This window comes from Pantoea sp. FN0302 (assembly GCF_050113775.1).
GTDB classification, from domain to species: domain Bacteria; phylum Pseudomonadota; class Gammaproteobacteria; order Enterobacterales; family Enterobacteriaceae; genus Mixta; species Mixta alhagi.
Map to the genome: position 1 here is coordinate 203,487 of NZ_JBNJSM010000003.1, position 16,165 is coordinate 219,651.

Annotated in this window: 14 protein-coding genes; 10 read left to right on the forward strand and 4 right to left on the reverse strand. The window is 54.1% G+C overall.

The genetic code is table 11. The annotated features are described in order from the left end of the window. The first annotated feature begins 326 nt into the window (after window positions 1-326). Genes tamA through ACQE32_RS13865 form a run of 3 tightly spaced genes read left to right on the forward strand, consistent with a single transcriptional unit; the run spans window position 327 to window position 6,192 of the window. Window positions 327-2,066: an autotransporter assembly complex protein TamA gene (gene tamA / locus ACQE32_RS13855; RefSeq protein ID WP_427021947.1), complete on the forward strand. Its 1,740-nt coding sequence runs from the start codon at window positions 327-329 to the stop codon at window positions 2,064-2,066. Next, window positions 2,063-5,833, forward strand: a complete 3,771-nt coding sequence (tamB, locus tag ACQE32_RS13860; RefSeq protein WP_427021948.1) for an autotransporter assembly complex protein TamB — start codon at window positions 2,063-2,065, stop codon at window positions 5,831-5,833. The genes tamA and tamB overlap by 4 nt, the downstream gene beginning before the upstream one ends. Before the next feature lie 2 nt (window positions 5,834-5,835). Next, window positions 5,836-6,192, forward strand: coding sequence for a gamma-glutamylcyclotransferase family protein (locus tag ACQE32_RS13865; RefSeq protein WP_426973282.1), 357 nt, complete (start codon window positions 5,836-5,838; stop codon window positions 6,190-6,192). A gap of 61 nt (window positions 6,193-6,253) precedes the next feature. Here ACQE32_RS13865 and ppa read toward each other — a convergent pair whose 3' ends face one another. Together ppa and ACQE32_RS13875 are read right to left on the reverse strand one after the other, a co-directional pair. Then, entirely contained in the window at window positions 6,254-6,784 is a 531-nt protein-coding gene (gene ppa / locus ACQE32_RS13870) for an inorganic diphosphatase (protein WP_250650950.1), read from the reverse strand. Window positions 6,785-6,886: 102 nt separating this feature from the next. Next, window positions 6,887-7,336 carry a DUF441 domain-containing protein gene (locus ACQE32_RS13875; protein WP_426973283.1) on the reverse strand — a complete coding sequence of 150 codons (450 nt, stop codon included), beginning with the start codon at window positions 7,334-7,336 and terminating at the stop codon, window positions 6,887-6,889. Between the two features lie 238 nt (window positions 7,337-7,574). Between ACQE32_RS13875 and ACQE32_RS13880 the strand changes: the two genes are divergently transcribed. Continuing rightward, on the forward strand, window positions 7,575-9,140 hold the full coding sequence (locus ACQE32_RS13880) for a methyl-accepting chemotaxis protein (protein ID WP_427021949.1): 1,566 nt from the start codon (window positions 7,575-7,577) through the stop codon (window positions 9,138-9,140). Window positions 9,141-9,210: 70 nt separating this feature from the next. On the opposite strand, the gene fbp is transcribed toward ACQE32_RS13880, so the two are convergent. Next, window positions 9,211-10,218 carry a class 1 fructose-bisphosphatase gene (gene fbp / locus ACQE32_RS13885; protein ID WP_426973286.1) on the reverse strand — a complete coding sequence of 336 codons (1,008 nt, stop codon included), beginning with the start codon at window positions 10,216-10,218 and terminating at the stop codon, window positions 9,211-9,213. Window positions 10,219-10,386: 168 nt separating this feature from the next. On the opposite strand from fbp, the gene mpl reads away from it, so the two are divergent. After that, entirely contained in the window at window positions 10,387-11,742 is a 1,356-nt protein-coding gene (gene mpl, locus ACQE32_RS13890; RefSeq protein ID WP_427021950.1) for a UDP-N-acetylmuramate:L-alanyl-gamma-D-glutamyl-meso-diaminopimelate ligase, read from the forward strand. A gap of 95 nt (window positions 11,743-11,837) precedes the next feature. Here mpl and yjgA read toward each other — a convergent pair whose 3' ends face one another. After that, window positions 11,838-12,383 carry a ribosome biogenesis factor YjgA gene (yjgA, locus tag ACQE32_RS13895; protein WP_085069914.1) on the reverse strand — a complete coding sequence of 182 codons (546 nt, stop codon included), beginning with the start codon at window positions 12,381-12,383 and terminating at the stop codon, window positions 11,838-11,840. Window positions 12,384-12,558: 175 nt separating this feature from the next. Between yjgA and pmbA the strand changes: the two genes are divergently transcribed. From pmbA to ACQE32_RS13920, 5 genes are all read left to right on the forward strand, one after another. Next, a complete protein-coding gene (gene pmbA, locus ACQE32_RS13900) occupies window positions 12,559-13,899 on the forward strand; it encodes a metalloprotease PmbA (RefSeq protein ID WP_426973289.1) in 1,341 nt (446 codons plus the stop codon). Between the two features lie 406 nt (window positions 13,900-14,305). After that, window positions 14,306-14,635 carry a glycine dehydrogenase gene (locus ACQE32_RS13905; RefSeq protein ID WP_426973291.1) on the forward strand — a complete coding sequence of 110 codons (330 nt, stop codon included), beginning with the start codon at window positions 14,306-14,308 and terminating at the stop codon, window positions 14,633-14,635. Window positions 14,636-14,690: 55 nt separating this feature from the next. Then, complete coding sequence (locus ACQE32_RS13910) at window positions 14,691-15,047, forward strand: SFCGS family glycine-rich protein (RefSeq protein ID WP_085069919.1); 357 nt, start codon at window positions 14,691-14,693, stop codon at window positions 15,045-15,047. 2 nt (window positions 15,048-15,049) lie between these two features. Further along, window positions 15,050-15,349: a DUF4312 family protein gene (locus tag ACQE32_RS13915; protein ID WP_250650944.1), complete on the forward strand. Its 300-nt coding sequence runs from the start codon at window positions 15,050-15,052 to the stop codon at window positions 15,347-15,349. A gap of 33 nt (window positions 15,350-15,382) precedes the next feature. Further along, window positions 15,383-16,159 (forward strand): DUF4311 domain-containing protein, encoded by a 777-nt coding sequence (locus tag ACQE32_RS13920; RefSeq protein WP_085069922.1) that lies wholly within the window; start codon window positions 15,383-15,385, stop codon window positions 16,157-16,159. Window positions 16,160-16,165: the final 6 nt, after the last annotated feature.

Sequence of the window (16,165 nt, forward strand, 5' to 3'; positions counted from 1 at the left end):
AGTAGCTCTGCTCAGCCCGCCAGCGCTGTTGCTGCGCCATCTTGTTTAATAAACAAGCGGACATTCACGGGGCATTAAAACAACCATATTCGCCGTTATTGCGCGAACAAGCAGCATTGTTGGTTGTAACGCGGCGCAGCTTTGCCGACAATAACGGCAAAATTTGCTTTTGGGGCGCTTTTTTATTTGCTGTGCGCATAGTCGCAACGGCAAGAGGAAAGCTATGCTGTTAACCAAACTCGACATCGACATTAGCGCCTGTTGGTTCGCAATGTTATTTGTCCCCTGGGAAAAAGGGGGATTCGGCAACATTAACAGGAGTAAGCGTGCCACGATTTCATCTCTATTGCATAGCCTGTTTGCTGATAGCAGCGCCTGGCGCTCAGGCCGCGAACATTCGCTTACAGCTCGAGGGATTAACCGGAGATTTGCAGAAAAACGTCAGGGCACAGCTTTCCACAATCGATACCGATGAAGTGAGTGCTGACGGCCGTTTTCGTGCGCGGGTTAAAAAAGCCATTGAAGAAGGGCTGCGCGCGCTGGGCTACTACGAACCTGATATCAATTTTGAAAGCCGTCCGGCTCCGGCAAAAGGCGGCAGACCGGTACTGATTGCACGCGTTTCAGCAGGCGAGCCGGTAAAGATCGCCGGTAGCACCATTATTCTGCGCGGCGATGCGCGTAATGATGCGGAGTATCAGCAGTGGGTAAGAGAGGGACGTCCTGAAAACGGCACCATTCTTAATCACGGCAAGTATGAAAGTTTCAAAAAAGGCTTTACCAATCTGGCGCTGCGCAACGGCTATTTTGACGGTGATTTCAAGAAAAGTCAGCTGGGCGTATCCGTAGAGCGCCGCGAAGCGTTCTGGGATCTCGATTACGACAGCGGCAAGCGCTATCGCTTTGGCGACGTGACCTTTGAAGGATCGCAGATCCGCGATGAGTATCTGCAAAACCTGGTGCCGTTTCACGAAGGCGATTATTACAGCTCACGCGATCTGGCTGAGCTAAACCGTCGCCTGTCGGCGACCGGCTGGTTTAATTCAGTGGTGGTCGCGCCGGAATTCGATAAAACCACGGCGGATAAAGTTTTACCGCTGAGCGGCGTGGTCTCGCCGCGCACCGAAAACACCATTGAAACCGGCATCGGCTACGCTACTGACGTCGGGCCGCGGCTGAAAACCACCTGGCGTAAGCCGTGGGTGAATTCACGCGGACACAGCCTGTCGACCAGTGCCAACCTATCAGCACCTGAGCAGCAGCTTGATTTTAGCTATAAGGTGCCGCTGCTGAAAAATCCGCTGGAACAATATTATTTGGTTCAGGGCGGCCTGAAGCGCACCGACCTGAACGATACCAAAGCAGATTCCAGCACGCTGGCGCTGTCGCGCTACTGGGATAACAGCTCCGGCTGGCAAAAAGCCATCAATTTGCGCTGGAGTCTGGATCACTTTACCCAGGCGAACGTCACCAACACCACCATGCTGATCTATCCCGGCGTCAGCGTTAACCGCACCCGCTCGCGCGGCGGGCTGATGCCAGACTGGGGCGACTCCCAACGCTATTCTGTCGATATTTCTGATACCACCTGGGGATCGGATGTCGATTTTCTTGTTTTACAGGCGCAAAACGTCTGGATCCGTACGCTGGCGGAGCGGCATCGCTTTGTGGCGCGCGGCAACCTCGGCTGGATTGAAACCAACGACTTTGAAAAAGTGCCGCCCGATCTGCGTTTCTTCGCCGGAGGCGACCGCAGTATTCGCGGCTACAAATATAAAGGCATCTCTCCACGCAATGATGACGGCAAGCTGACCGGGGCGTCGAAACTGGCGATCGGCTCGCTGGAGTATCAATACAACGTGACCGGCAAATGGTGGGGCGCGGTATTTGTGGATTCCGGCGAAGCGGTGAACGATATCAAGCGAAGCAACTTTAAAACCGGCGTCGGTATAGGCGTACGCTGGGCCTCGCCGGTAGGGCCGATTAAGTTCGACCTGGCGCGGCCTGTGGGTGATAAAGAGGAACACGGTTTGCAGTTTTACATCGGACTGGGGCCTGAACTATGAAGCTATGGAAAAAGGTCCTGATTGGGATTCTGATTTTTTTAGCAGTGCTGGCAGGCGGCGGGCTGCTGCTGGTGGGCACTACGCCCGGCCTGCATCTGCTGTTGAACGGCGCAGCGCGCTGGGTGCCAGGTTTATCTATTCAGCAGGTGAATGGCGGCTGGCGTAACCTGACGTTGAAAGGGGTGCGCTATGAAATGCCGGGCGTAACGCTGAACGCTGGCGAATTCCACCTGGCCGTACAGCTGGGCTGTCTGAAAAACTCCGCGTTCTGCGTTAACGATCTTGGGCTGAAAGATCTCAATGTTGTGGTGGACAGCAGCAAAATGACGCCATCCAACGCACCGCCGCCGGAAGAAGAGAGCGGCAGCGGTGAGATCAGTACGCCTTATCCCATTACGCTGCGTCATCTCAGCCTGCACAATATCAATCTTAAAATTGATAATACCGCAATTTCCCTGCTCGATTTTTCTACCGGCCTGCACTGGCAGGAGCGTGCGCTTACCTTAACGCCAACGCGTATTCAGAGCCTGCTTATCGCGCTGCCGAAAGCGGCGCAGGTGGCTAATGAACAGGTGGTACAACCCAAGATCCAGCAGCCTCAGGCGCAGGAGAAACCGCTGGGCGAAACGCTGAAAGCAATGTTCGAGCAGCCGCTGCTGCCAGCGATGCCTGATTTCCGCCTGCCGCTTGATATTGAGGTACAGGAGATCGTGGGCGAACAGCTGCGGATCACCGGCGATACCGAGCTGGCAGTCAATCGTTTACTGCTGAAAGCGAAAACGCAGGATCGTCTGTTACAGTTGCAAACGCTGGATATTGATTCGCCGCAGGGGCAGCTTAAGGCCAGTGGACAGGCGCAGCTTGCCGGTAACTGGCCGGTAGCTTTCAACCTCAACGGCGCGCTGAACGTCGAGCCACTGAAAGGCGAGAAGATCAAAATGACGCTTGGCGGCGCTATGCGTCAGCAGCTTCAGCTGGGAGTGAATCTCTCCGGCCCGCTGAATGCACAGCTTACCGGCCAAACCGAGCTGGCCACCGTTGGTCTGCCGCTGCAGCTAAAATTAACCAGTCCACAGCTGCGCTGGCCGCTCAGTGGCGCAACGCAGTATCAGGCGGATAATCTGGATTTCAGCTTTAGCGGCAAGGCAACCGACTATGTGATGTCGTTGCGCACCGCTTTGCAGGGCGAAGCCATTCCGCCAGCCGATCTGGCGCTGGACGGCAAGGGCAATGTTGAACAGTTCAGCCTTGATAAATTGCGGCTGTCGACGTTACAAGGCCATGCCGATCTTAGCGGTCTGGTGGACTGGAGCAAAGCGATCAGCTGGCGCAGCGAACTCACGCTGAACGGGATTAATACTGCCCGGCACTATCCTGACTGGCCCGCCACGCTGGAGGGTAAAGTCACCACGCGCGGCAGCCTGTATGGCGGGAGCTGGCAGATGCGCGTGCCGGAACTCCGGCTGCGCGGCAAAGTGCGGCAGAACGCAGTTTCGGCAGATGGCTCGCTGTATGGCAACAGCTACAACCAGTGGAATATTCCCGGGATTAAACTGGTGCTGGGACGCAACAATATCGATCTGAAGGGGGAACTGGGCGATGCGCTTAACCTGGATGCCAATATTGACGCGCCGCATCTGGACAACGCGCTGCCTGGTCTGGGCGGCGTGGCGAAAGGCACCATCAAAGCGCGCGGAACGCTACAGGCGCCGCAACTGCTGGCAGATATTACCGCCACCGGCCTGCGCTGGCAGGAGCTGACCATTGCCCGCGTGCGGCTGGATGGTGATGTGAAATCAAGCGAACAGGTGGCAGGCAAGCTACATCTGCGCGTTGAACAGCTGAAGCAGGCATCGCTGGCGATTAATCAGCTAACGCTGAACGCAGACGGCAATGAGCAGAAACACCAGGTGAAGCTTAACGTCAACGGCGATCCGGTTTCGGGCCAGCTGGCGCTGAACGGCAGTTTCGATCGTCAGCAGCAACGCTGGCAGGGGACGCTGAATAACACCTTCTTTGATACGCCGGTAGGCGAGTGGCGACTCACCCGCGCCATCTCAATTGATTATCAGAACGCGCGACAAACCGCGACCATTGGCGCGCACTGCTGGCGCAATCCCAATGCGCAGCTCTGCGTGCCGCAGCCGATTGAGGCGGGGCCGGACGGTCATGCACGCGTAACGCTAAACCGCTTCGACCTGGCGATGATTAAGCCTTTCCTGCCGCAAGAGACGCAGCTGGTAGGCGTGTTCAGCGGCGATGCCGATGTTAGCTGGCATAGCGACGGCTCGCTGCCTACCGGACGGGTAGCGCTGAAAGGCAACGGCGTTAAAGTCACGCAGGATGTGCAGGGTAATGCGCTGCCGATCGCCTTCGATACCCTGAATCTTAACGCTGCCATGCGTAACGGCCAGGCGCAGCTAGAGTGGCTGCTGCGCATTGCCAATAACGGGCAGTTTGACGGCAAGGTTCAGATTAGCGATCCACAAAACCGCCGTAATCTCTCCGGCAATATCAATATCAACAACATGTCGCTGGCGCTGTTTAATCCGGCGCTGATGCGCGGCGAACAGGTGGCAGGTATGCTCAACAGCAATCTGCGCCTTGGCGGTAACCTGCAAAAGCCGCTGGTTTATGGGCAGCTGGGGCTGCGTGATGTGGACGTGGAAGGCAGTTTTATGCCGGTTGATCTGACCAGCGCTAACCTGACGATGGCATTTAACGGCATGAGCTCAACGCTGGCGGGGTTAATCCAGACTGCGCACGGACAGATTAACCTGGACGGCAATGCCGACTGGAGCCAGCTGGATAACTGGCGCGCTCATATTGCCGCACGCGGCGATCGCGTGCGGGTGACCGTTCCGCCGATGGTGCGCATGGATGTTTCGCCAGATCTGACGTTCGATGCTTCGCCCATCGCCTTTACGCTTGACGGTAAGGTGGATGTGCCCTGGGCGCGAATTACGGTTCAGGAGGTGCCAGAGAGCGCCGCCGGCGTCTCTTCCGATGAGGTGCTGCTGGATGAAAATCTACAGCCAGTAACCCCACAAACGGCGGCAATCCCAATTAACAGTAATCTGATTATTCACGTGGGCGATGATGTCCGTCTCAGCGCCTTTGGCCTGAAAGCGAAGCTGAATGGCGATCTCAAGCTGGTACAGGATAAACGCGGGCTGGGACTGAATGGTCAGATCAATATCCCCTCCGGTCGTTTCCATGCTTATGGACAGGATCTGCTGGTGCGTAAAGGCGAACTGCAGTTTGCCGGGCCGCCGGATCAGCCTTATATCAATCTGGAAGCCATTCGTAATCCCGAGGCAACCGAGGATGATGTGACCGCCGGGTTGCGTGTGACCGGGCTGGCGGATGAGCCAAAAGCGGAGATTTTCTCCGATCCGGCGATGTCGCAGCAGGAAGCGCTTTCTTACCTGTTGCGCGGGCAGGGACTGGATGCGGATGGCGACAGCAACGCCCTGACTTCCGCCCTTGTTGGTTTAGGGGTTGCGCAAAGTGGTCAAATTGTGGGTAAAATCGGCGAGACCTTCGGCGTTAGCAATCTTGCCCTTGATACTGCCGGTGTCGGTGACAGCCAGCAGGTTCAGGTCAGCGGTTATGTCCTGCCGGGTCTACAAGTAAAATATGGAGTGGGTATCTTTGATTCACTGGCGACTTTGACATTGCGTTATCGCCTGATGCCTAAGCTCTATTTGGAAGCAGTGTCCGGCGTCGACCAGGCACTCGATTTGCTCTATCAGTTTGAGTTTTAGCAATGCGAATAATTGTCTACGGCAGTTTACGGCGCAAACAGGGAAATAGTCACTGGATGACAAACGCGCAGTGGCTCGGCGATCATCAGATCGAGGGCTACGATCTTTACAATATTGGTCTCTATCCCGGCGTCGTGCCGGGAGAGGGCACCGTATATGGTGAAGTTTACCGAATTGATGCCAGTACGTTAGGTGAACTGGACGCGCTTCGAACCCGCGGCGGCGAGTATAAGCGTCAGCTGATTCAGACGCCGTACGGCAGCGCCTGGCTATACGTGTATCAACGATCGGTAGCAGGATTGACGCATATCCCAAGCGGCGACTGGCTGCAACGGGATAATATTTCATCAGGTGAATAAAAAGCCACCTCCTTTGGAGGTGGCTTTACATAGTGGTAAGAGGGCTCTCACCCGATGGGCATTACTTCTTCGCAGCGCGTTCGAAAGAGGTACGGATCTCTTCTTTGGCCGCTTCCGCGTTATCCCAACCTTCAACTTTAACCCACTTGCCTTTTTCCAGATCTTTGTAATGTTCAAAGAAATGGGTAATCTGGGCACGCAGCAGTTCCGGCAGATCGTTCACATCTTTAATGTGATCGTATTCTTTGGAGAGCTTGGTGTGCGGTACGGCAACCAGCTTCGCATCTTCACCTGATTCGTCGGTCATTTTCAGCACGCCAACCGGACGGCAGCGAATGACTGAACCCGGCTGCAGCGGATACGGTGTCGGCACCAGTACGTCAACCGGGTCGCCATCCAGAGACAGCGTGTGGTTGATATAACCGTAGTTGCACGGATAGAACATAGCAGTCGACATAAAGCGGTCAACAAACAGCGCGCCAGACTCTTTATCTACTTCATATTTGATCGGATCGGCATTAGCCGGGATCTCGATAATGACATAAATATCTTCTGGCAGGTCTTTACCGGCAGGAACCTGGTTCAAACTCATCTCGCTTTCCTTCATTCGTCATAAGTTGAGTGACGGCTATTATAGCCAACTGACAATGAAAGTATGCCCCCTTTTTCCGCTTTCGGAATGCTCCAGCCAGGGTTATTTATTGAAAATAAACAGCGAAACCAGTCCGGCCGCGATCAGCGGGCCCACCGGCACGCCGCGAAACAGGGAAACGCCGATAATCGTACCGATCAGCAGGCCGCCGACAATGGTTGGCTGGCTGCTCATCAGCGTGACGCCGCGCCCGCCGAGCCAGGAAACCAGGATCCCTACCGCAATCGCCAGCAATGATTTCCAGTCGAGAAAAGATTTCAATAGCGTATTAAGCGGCAGAGAGCCACTGACCAGCGGCGAAAGCACGCCAATAGTAAGAATGATGATCCCCAGGGTCAGCCCCTGCTTTTCGATATAGGGGAAAAATTGTGACAGCGGCGTTAATTTAATCACCAATAACGCCGCGACGGAGAGCGTCACGGCGGTATTGTGAACCAACAAACTCAAACCACCGAGAACCAGCAAAATACATATTGAGGCAAAGGCCGTCATGTAACGCTCCATGACCCGACAGGAAACAAAAAAATACTATAACAACGGATACCGGCGGAGGCGAGCAGTGGCTGCGCCAGAAGTATTAACGCGCAGAAATATCATTAGTACGCAAATTAGTAAGTTATGTCCGTTATAGAGTTTGTTAATTATGCCGATATTTATAGAGAACAATAAGAATTCACCATGATCTTCAGACGAAGGAACGCAGAATGTATTATTTTATGGAAACTATCTTATGTTGAAAAATATATCGTTGCGTACAGCATTAATTTTCCTGCTAACAACAGTCACGCTGCTGTTGCTTATCGTCAGCGTTATTGGGCTTAGCGCGGTGCAAAAATCAAATGATTTTCTTGAGGAAATTGATTATATCGACAGCGAGATCATCAGTCCGCTTTATCAGCATAACAGTAATCTGTTTCGCGCACGTGCCACGGCGGCGACGGCGTTTTACCAACTCAGCAATAATCAACGGGCGGAAGCAGAAAAAAATATTACCCGCGTGATCGGTTATATCCAACAAGCGCAAAAAGCGATGGACAGGGTCATTGCCAGTCATATCGATACAGAAAACGGCAAAGAGCTATTTACGTCGCTTGAAGCCAGCTATCAACGTTACAGACAACAAGGCATCGACCCTTTATTACAGGCGCTGGAAAATAAAGACGCCAGTGCTTATTACCAGCTGGTAGGAAATGTGCTTACCTCTTCTACCGGCGGCTATCAACAGGCGTTTGATGCCTTCGCGCAGGACGCTAATCAAATCAGCAATATGCGCCTGGAGCAGGCGAAACTGAATGAGCAGGTAATGCAGATCAGTATTATCGTCTGCTGCCTGTTAACCCTGACGCTGCTGGTTATCGCATGGATGACATTAAAAGCGGTGCTGCTTAAACCATTGAATCAGGCGGTTGAACAGCTGGAACATATCGCCATCGGCGATCTGACGCAGCCGATACCGGATGCGGGCCGCAATGAACTGGGGCGCTTACTTGAAGCGATGAGAAAAATGCAACAGGGACTGCTTGATTCCGTTAGCCAGGTGATGGAAGCCTCGTTACAAATCGATGTGGGTAGTCGTGAACTTTCGTTAGGCAATCTCAACCTGTCACAGCGCACAGAAGAGTCGGCGGCCTCGCTGAAGCAAACGGCGGACAGCATTGAAAAATTAACCCTGACGGTGAAACAGAACGCTGACAATGCCTTGCAGGCGCATCAGCTGGCGCGCAATGTTTCCACTACTGCCGAAACGGGTGCTGAAGAGGTCAGCAGCGTTACCGGCAAGATGCAGGAAATAGCTGAAAGCGCCAACCATATCGCTGATATTTTGGGCGTTATTGACGGCATTGCTTTCCAGACCAATATTTTGGCATTGAACGCCTCGGTGGAGGCGGCGCGCGCTGGGGAGCAGGGGCGCGGCTTCGCCGTGGTGGCGAGTGAAGTGCGCAACCTGGCGCAGCGCAGCGCAGGAGCGGCAAAAGAGATCCGTCAGTTAATTGGCGAGTCGCAAGGTCGGGTGAAAGAGGGGAGCGACATGGCGCAGCGCGCCGGCGCAACCATAAATGCTATCGCGACCGAAGTGAAACATGTTACCGCCCTGATGAGAGAGATTTCTGACGCATCGCTGGAGCAAAGCCACGATATCGAGCAGATCAATCAGGCGGTGAGTCAGATGGATGAAGTGGCGCAGCAAAATGCCGCATTAGTCGAGCAGGCCACAGCGGCCACGCAGTCGCTGGAAGAGCAGTCGCGTCAGCTGGTAAGTAGCATGTCGCAGTTTCGGGTAAGTATAGCGAAATAAGCGCAGCAGGCAGGCGCATCGGGCCATAATGAAAAAGGCCGCCCGAATCATGGGCGGCCTTGTTTATCTTTTAAGCCTGATGATCGTCTGGATATTCACGCATAAAGCGCTCGACATCTTCAACCATCGCATCGTTACCGACAAAGAAGGGGCAACGCTGATGCAACGCTTCCGGCTGTAGATCAAGGATACGGTTTTTACCGTCGCTGGCTTTACCGCCTGCCTGTTCGGCGAGGAAGGCCATCGGGTTGCACTCGTACAGCAGGCGCAGCTTACCGCTGGGGTGGCTGGCGGTGCTGGGATAGAGATAGATGCCGCCCTTCAGCAGATTGCGGTGAAAATCCGCTACCAAAGAGCCGATATAACGCGAGGTATAAGGACGATGTGTCGCTTTATCCTCTTCCTGACAGAACTTCAGGTACTTCTTCACGCCCTGCGGGAAGCGAATATAGTTGCCTTCGTTAATGGAGTAGGTATAGCCCTTCTCCGGGAAGGTCATACGCTCCTGACTCAGACAAAATACGCCCAACGACGGATCGTAGGTAAAGGCATGTACGCCACAGCCCGTGGTATAAACCAGCATGGTTGAGGAGCCGTAAACCACGTAACCCGCAGCCACCTGTTTATTGCCCGGCTGCATAAAGTCCGCTTCGGTCACTGGCGTACCGGGTGGCGTCACGCGACGATAAATAGAGAAAATCGTACCGACCGACACGTTGACATCGATGTTTGACGAGCCATCCAGCGGGTCCATTAAAACCACATATTTACCATTTTCCACGCCTTCGAAAATAACGATTTCGTCCTCTTCTTCAGACGCGATACCGGCTACGATGCCGCGCGCTTTTAACGCCGCCTTGAGTTTTTCGTTGGCGAACAGGTCGAGCTTCATCTGCTGCTCGCCCTGAACGTTTTCAACGCCGCTGGCGCCCAGAATATCAACCAGCCCGGCTTTATTAATATCGCGATGGATAATTTTAGCACCGAGCTTAATAGCGGAGATCAGCGCCGTCAGTTCACCTGTGGCATGCGGAAAGTCGTGTTGCTTCTCGACGATGAATTCGCCTAATGTTTTCATAACACAATCCCTGAATCTACGATGGAGTAGCAGCATAGGGTACAAAGCTGCAACGTATGCCATCGCAGTTTAACGGAATGAACCGCAAAGACCATAGGTCAAATCCGTTTCTTCCCGCGCTGCTCGGCGCTACACTGTGCCCCGAACTTTTTCGAAAACGGATCTTTTATGCGTATTCATATCCTGGGTATCTGTGGCACTTTTATGGGCGGGCTGGCGATGCTGGCGCGTGCGATGGGCCATGAAGTCACCGGCTCTGACGCCAACGTTTATCCGCCCATGAGCGTGCTGCTGGAGAATCAAGGCATTGATTTGATTCAGGGTTACGACGCCAGTCAGCTCGATCCCGCGCCCGATTTAGTCATTATCGGCAACGCAATGACGCGGGGCAACGCCTGCGTTGAAGCGGTGCTTGAGCGCAATATTCCCTATATGTCCGGACCGCAGTGGCTGCATGATTTTGTGCTGCGCGACCGCTGGGTGATCGCCGTTGCGGGAACCCATGGGAAAACCACCACCGCAGGCATGACAGCGTGGATTTTACAGGCTTGCGGGCTGGAACCGGGGTTTGTTATTGGCGGCGTGCCGGGAAATTTCTCGGTATCGGCAACTTTAGGAAAAAGCCCATTCTTCGTGATTGAGGCTGACGAATATGACTGCGCCTTTTTTGATAAGCGCTCCAAGTTTGTTCATTACTGCCCGCGCACGCTGATTTTGAACAACCTCGAATTCGATCACGCCGATATTTTTGACGATCTGCGCGCAATTCAGAAGCAGTTCCATCACTTAGTCCGTATCGTGCCGGGTCAGGGCAAAATTTTGCTGCCGGAGCACGATACCAACCTGAAACAGGTAATGGCGATGGGATGCTGGAGCGAGCAGGAAACGGTGGGTGAGAACGGCCGCTGGCAGGCGAAAAAAGTGACGGCGGACGCTTCATGTTGGGAAGCCTGGCTGGATGGCGAACGCGTTGCGGAAGTGAACTGGTCGCTGGTGGGCGAACACAACATGCATAACGGTCTGATGGCCATTGCCGCTGCGCGACACGTTGGCGTGAAGCCGGAAGATGCCGGACGCGCGCTGGATGAATTTATCAACGCGCGTCGGCGTCTGGAGCTGCGTGGTGAAGTCAACGGCATTAAAGTCTATGACGACTTCGCTCATCATCCTACGGCGATTCTGGCGACGCTGGCTGCGCTGCGCAGCAAAGTAGGTGGCACCGCCCGTATCCTTGCCGTGCTGGAGCCACGCTCGAACACCATGAAGCTGGGGGTCAGCAAAGATGACCTCGCGCCTGCTCTGGGGCGTGCCGATGAAGTCTTTCTTTTCCAGCCGCATCATATTCCCTGGCAGGTAGCAGAAGTGGCGGATGCCTGCATCCAGCCCGCTTTCTGGAGCGCTGATGTTGATGCCCTGGTAGAGATGATCGCCAAACATGCGCATCCGGGCGATACCATTCTGGTAATGAGCAACGGCGGCTTTGGCGGTATTCATCAGAAACTGCTGGATCGCTTAGCAAAATAACGGAACGTTAAGCGCAAACCGCATCATTAACGGTGGGAAGTCAGCGTTACGCTCAGTGTAGAGAGCGTAACGCTGTTGCTGCGGGGCACGACAACTTACGCGCTTTCAGCCAGTTCGCGCAGATACTGGAAGATCTGACGATACGACTTTGGCGGTTTGTTGGCGGCCTTTTCTTTTTGCGCGTTGCGGATCATGCTGCGCAGCTGCTGGCGATCGGCATGTGGATAGAGGTTAAGCACCTCAGGCATTGCGTCATCGCCCTGTTCGACTAAACGGTCGCGCATCGCTTCCAGCTTATGGAACAGTGCAATCTGCTGGTTATGCCGGTTCTTCAGCTTATCCAGCGCCTGGTAGATCGGATCGGGATCGCGCGCGCGCAGCAGCTTGCCAATCAGCTGCATTTGACGGCGTCGGCCCTCTTTCTTGATGCGTTGCGCCAGCTCGATCGCGTCGCGCAACTCTTCATCCAGCGGCAGGCGATCAAGAGAGTTTTTCCCCAGATCGACCATCTCCGCACCGAGTCGCTTTAGCTCCTCAGCATCACGTTTAATCTCACTCTTACTGACCCAGATAATCTCTTCATCTTCTTCTTCTTGATTATCCGGTACGTCGTCGAGCCACTCTTCGGGGTGTTTCGTCATTATCAGGCTCCTGAAAAAGAGGCTAATGCTATCAGGTTACGCGGCTACTGCGAAATTGTTCTCTGACTCTGTTAGACTCCAGATAAGGATACAACTCACGCGTTGCCTTGCAATGTCTGGCTCAGCAGGACCCGCCGGCGCAGGCAGACCGTACTCATCATATTATGGTAGATCAATGAAAATACTCACTCAGGTTGCAGAACAACGTAAAGTGCTGGAGCAGGCGGTAGCCCAGGCGCTGGAGCTGGCGAAAGCAGGTACCGACGGCGCTGAGGTAGCGGTCAGTAAAACCACGGGTATTGGCGTCAGTACCCGTTATGGTGAGGTAGAAAACGTTGAGTTTAACAGCGATGGCGCGCTGGGCATTACTGTCTACTACCAAAACCGCAAGGGAAGCGCCTCTTCCACCGATCTCAGCAGTGACGCAATCAAACGCACCGTACAGGCAGCGGTAGATATCGCCCGTTACACCTCGCCCGATCCCTATGCCGGGATGGCCGATCGCGAGCTGCTGGCCTTTGACGCGCCGGATCTCGATCTTTTCCACCCGTGGGAGATCGATCCTGACAAAGCGATCGAGCTGGCGGCGCGTGCGGAGCAGGCTTCGCTGCAGGCGGATAAACGTATTACCAATACCGAAGGCGGCAGCTTCAACAGTCACGTCGGGATTAAAGTCTTTGGCAACAGTCACGGTATGCTGCAAAGCTATTGCTCCAGCCGCCACTCGCTCTCCAGCTGCGTGATCGCCGAAGCGGAAGGGGATATGGAACGTGATTACGCCTATACCATTGGCCGCGCATTAGACGATCTTCAGTCGCCAGAGTGGGTTGGGCAAGAGTGCGCACGCCGTACTCTGTCACGCCTGGCACCGCGCAAGCTGCCAACCATGAAGGCACCGGTCATTTTCGCCCCGGAAGTCGCAACTGGCCTGTTTGGTCACCTGGTTGGCGCAATCAGCGGCAGCAGCGTCTATCGTAAATCCACCTTCCTGCTTGATGCGCTGGGCACCCAGATCCTGCCGGAATGGCTGACCATTGAAGAAAAGCCGCATCTGTTAAAAGGGCTGGCTTCCACGCCGTTTGATAGCGAGGGCGTACGCACTCAGGATCGTGAGATCGTCAAGGCGGGCGTGCTACAAACCTGGCTGCTGACCAGCTACGCGGCGCGTAAGCTGGGGCTGCAAAGCACCGGTCATGCGGGCGGCATCCATAACTGGCGTATCGCGGGTCAGGGCAGCAGCTTTGACGATCTGCTTAAACAGATGGGCAAGGGTTTGGTTGTCACTGAGCTGATGGGGCAGGGCGTAAGCGGCATCACCGGTGACTATTCACGCGGCGCAGCGGGATTCTGGGTTGAGAATGGCGAAATTCAGTATCCGGTAAGCGAGATTACCATTGCCGGCAACCTGAAAGATATGTGGCGTAATATTGTGACCGTAGGCAACGATATTGAAGCACGTAGTAATATCCAGTGCGGCTCCGTGCTGCTGCCGGAAATGAGCATCGCCGGACAATAATGGAATAAATATAAAAACCGGGTGCGCTGGCGTATCCGGTTTTTGTAATCAGCACCATAAAATGCCTCTTTTTAACCTATTACTAAATAATGGGTGCCAACTCACATTTCCTCACCATTTTTTATTCATAACTTTTTCTTATTTATAAAAAAATAGGGCGTTTCCCTCTTTTTCGTTCCCGCTGTTTATTTCTGACTGTTGCGTAAATTCGCGCTATTCCCTGCATGAAATGGGTTTCTTTTCCCCTTATTTTGCACAGAATAACTTTTTTGCGACTTTGCGCAGCGGATGCGCTGTTATTTCCACTTCGTGGCGGAAAAATTCGGGCTACAAACCCACCGGCGATAGCGCTACTTTGTTTTCAACGCGAAACAAATGGACCTTCAGGCAATCAGGAGTGGGAAAGGTGAATAACAGTGCGGTGCAAAAGCCGGTCAGCGATGCAGAAATAGATGCGCTTGCCGAACAGGTAAAAAAACAAATAGACCAGATCTTTGCCGCAGAGGCTATTCATGCCAATGCGGTACAGCAACAGATGCTGGCTTCCCACGTACGCGCTATGGCGCTGCGCTCATTAACCGGTGAGCCGCTGCCAGAAGTTGAAGCGGAACTGTTTGAGGATATCTCTCCTGAATCAATGCGGCTGGCACAGCAGGTCGTGGATCTGTTTGGCAACCTGCCACGTGAAGAGACGTGGCTGCTTTCGGTTCATTTCGAAGTAGCGAAATCAAATTAATCAACGGCAGGCCGAGGCCAGCCAGCAGTTAGCAACCCAACAGAAGGAACGCAATATGGTAACCGTAGTGATTGGCGATCGTTTAGGTAAAGGACAAAAAGTTGCGGCCGGGATCGAAAAAGCGGGCGGGCGTGCGGTAGTGGTGCCTGGCGTCGCGGCGGATATGAAACTGGGCGATGTGATGAAGGCGGAAAACGCCGACTTCGGCATCTCTTTTTGCGGCAGCGGCGGTGCAGGCGCGATCACGGCGCAAAACAAATATGGCTATAAGGCCAAACACGGCATGCGCTCGATAGATGAAGGCGTGACGGCGATTAACGAAGGCGCCAACGTACTGGGATTTGGCTTTATGGATAAAGAGGAACTGGGCGAGAAGCTGGTGCTGGCCTGGAATAAAAAATACGGCAGCTAAACATGAAACAGCAATTCACCACTTCGGTTCTGGTCAGCGGCAAAGGCGATACGCAAAGCAGAGCTTTTGCCGATGCGCTCAGCCATGTGCAGCACAAGGTGCTGCAGTCCACCCAGAAAGTTTTGCTGCGCATCGAGCCACAGGACGTAAAGGTTATTCGTGCGCAGCAAAGCGTCAGAAAAGAGAAGTTTCTGTTCTTTTTTCTGCCGCGTGAACGACGGAGCTACAGCGTGGAGCTGGAAATTACCGTCAACGTGACCGTGATTGATACCGACAAGGTGGAATTTACGATCGCGCAATAAAAACGTTAGGCGATAAGACATAAGGAAAAACTGATGTTTTTAATTATTTTGCTTAAGTCGCTGGTGATTGGGGGGCTGGTCGGCGTGGGCGTCGGCGCAGGTGCCGCGCGCATGTTCCATGCGCCAACCTCTCAGGGCATGGGCGCATTTCGAACACTGGGCGAACTTAACTCCTGTGAAGGCGATCCTGCCTCTCACTTCTCCTTTGGCCTCGGCTTCTTCTTTAACGCATGGGCCTCCTCGGTGGCCGCCGGTTCTTTTACGCAGGATGTTGATCATCGCATTATCCCTAACTGGGGCGCGGCCGCGCTCATGATCAAAAACCGCAACGTCGCTGAAACGCTACACGACCCGAAAAAAATGGCGATTGCCTGCGGCCTTATCGGCATGTTTGTGGTGGCCTTCCTGAACTCAACCGCTTCGGCGGTGCCGGAAGCGCTACAGGTCACGGCAGTTAAGGTATTGGTTCCGGCCGCTAATTTGCTGGTGAATACGGTCATGCCGGTGATCTTCTGGCTGGCAGCGATTGATGCCGGAAAAAAATCAGGCTTTTGGGCCACGATTTTCGGCGGGCTGGCACAGCTGATTATGGGCAACGCCGTGCCAGGCCTGGTGCTGGGCATTCTGATTGGCAAAGGCGTGGAAGAAAGCGGCTGGAACAAAGTCACCAAAGTCATGATGGTCTCGATTGTTCTGCTGTTTGTGCTGAGCGGTTTCTTCCGCGGCTTCGATATCAAACTGCTGGAATCATTCCATGCGGGCGTGCCGGGCTGGCTTGAGATGATCCATAACAGCCTGAGCGGCAAATAACCGGGA

Coding starts and splice junctions, on each gene's coding strand:
- ppa (WP_250650950.1), bottom strand. CDS start 6,784: ATGAGTTTGAACCAGGTTCCTGCCGGTAAAGACCTGCCAGAAGATATT.
- tamB (WP_427021948.1), top strand. CDS start 2,063: ATGAAGCTATGGAAAAAGGTCCTGATTGGGATTCTGATTTTTTTAGCA.
- pmbA (WP_426973289.1), top strand. CDS start 12,559: ATGAAAATACTCACTCAGGTTGCAGAACAACGTAAAGTGCTGGAGCAG.
- fbp (WP_426973286.1), bottom strand. CDS start 10,218: ATGAAAACATTAGGCGAATTCATCGTCGAGAAGCAACACGACTTTCCG.
- yjgA (WP_085069914.1), bottom strand. CDS start 12,383: ATGACGAAACACCCCGAAGAGTGGCTCGACGACGTACCGGATAATCAA.
- ACQE32_RS13920 (WP_085069922.1), top strand. CDS start 15,383: ATGTTTTTAATTATTTTGCTTAAGTCGCTGGTGATTGGGGGGCTGGTC.
- ACQE32_RS13915 (WP_250650944.1), top strand. CDS start 15,050: ATGAAACAGCAATTCACCACTTCGGTTCTGGTCAGCGGCAAAGGCGAT.
- ACQE32_RS13875 (WP_426973283.1), bottom strand. CDS start 7,336: ATGACGGCCTTTGCCTCAATATGTATTTTGCTGGTTCTCGGTGGTTTG.
- ACQE32_RS13910 (WP_085069919.1), top strand. CDS start 14,691: ATGGTAACCGTAGTGATTGGCGATCGTTTAGGTAAAGGACAAAAAGTT.
- mpl (WP_427021950.1), top strand. CDS start 10,387: ATGCGTATTCATATCCTGGGTATCTGTGGCACTTTTATGGGCGGGCTG.
- ACQE32_RS13865 (WP_426973282.1), top strand. CDS start 5,836: ATGCGAATAATTGTCTACGGCAGTTTACGGCGCAAACAGGGAAATAGT.
- ACQE32_RS13880 (WP_427021949.1), top strand. CDS start 7,575: ATGTTGAAAAATATATCGTTGCGTACAGCATTAATTTTCCTGCTAACA.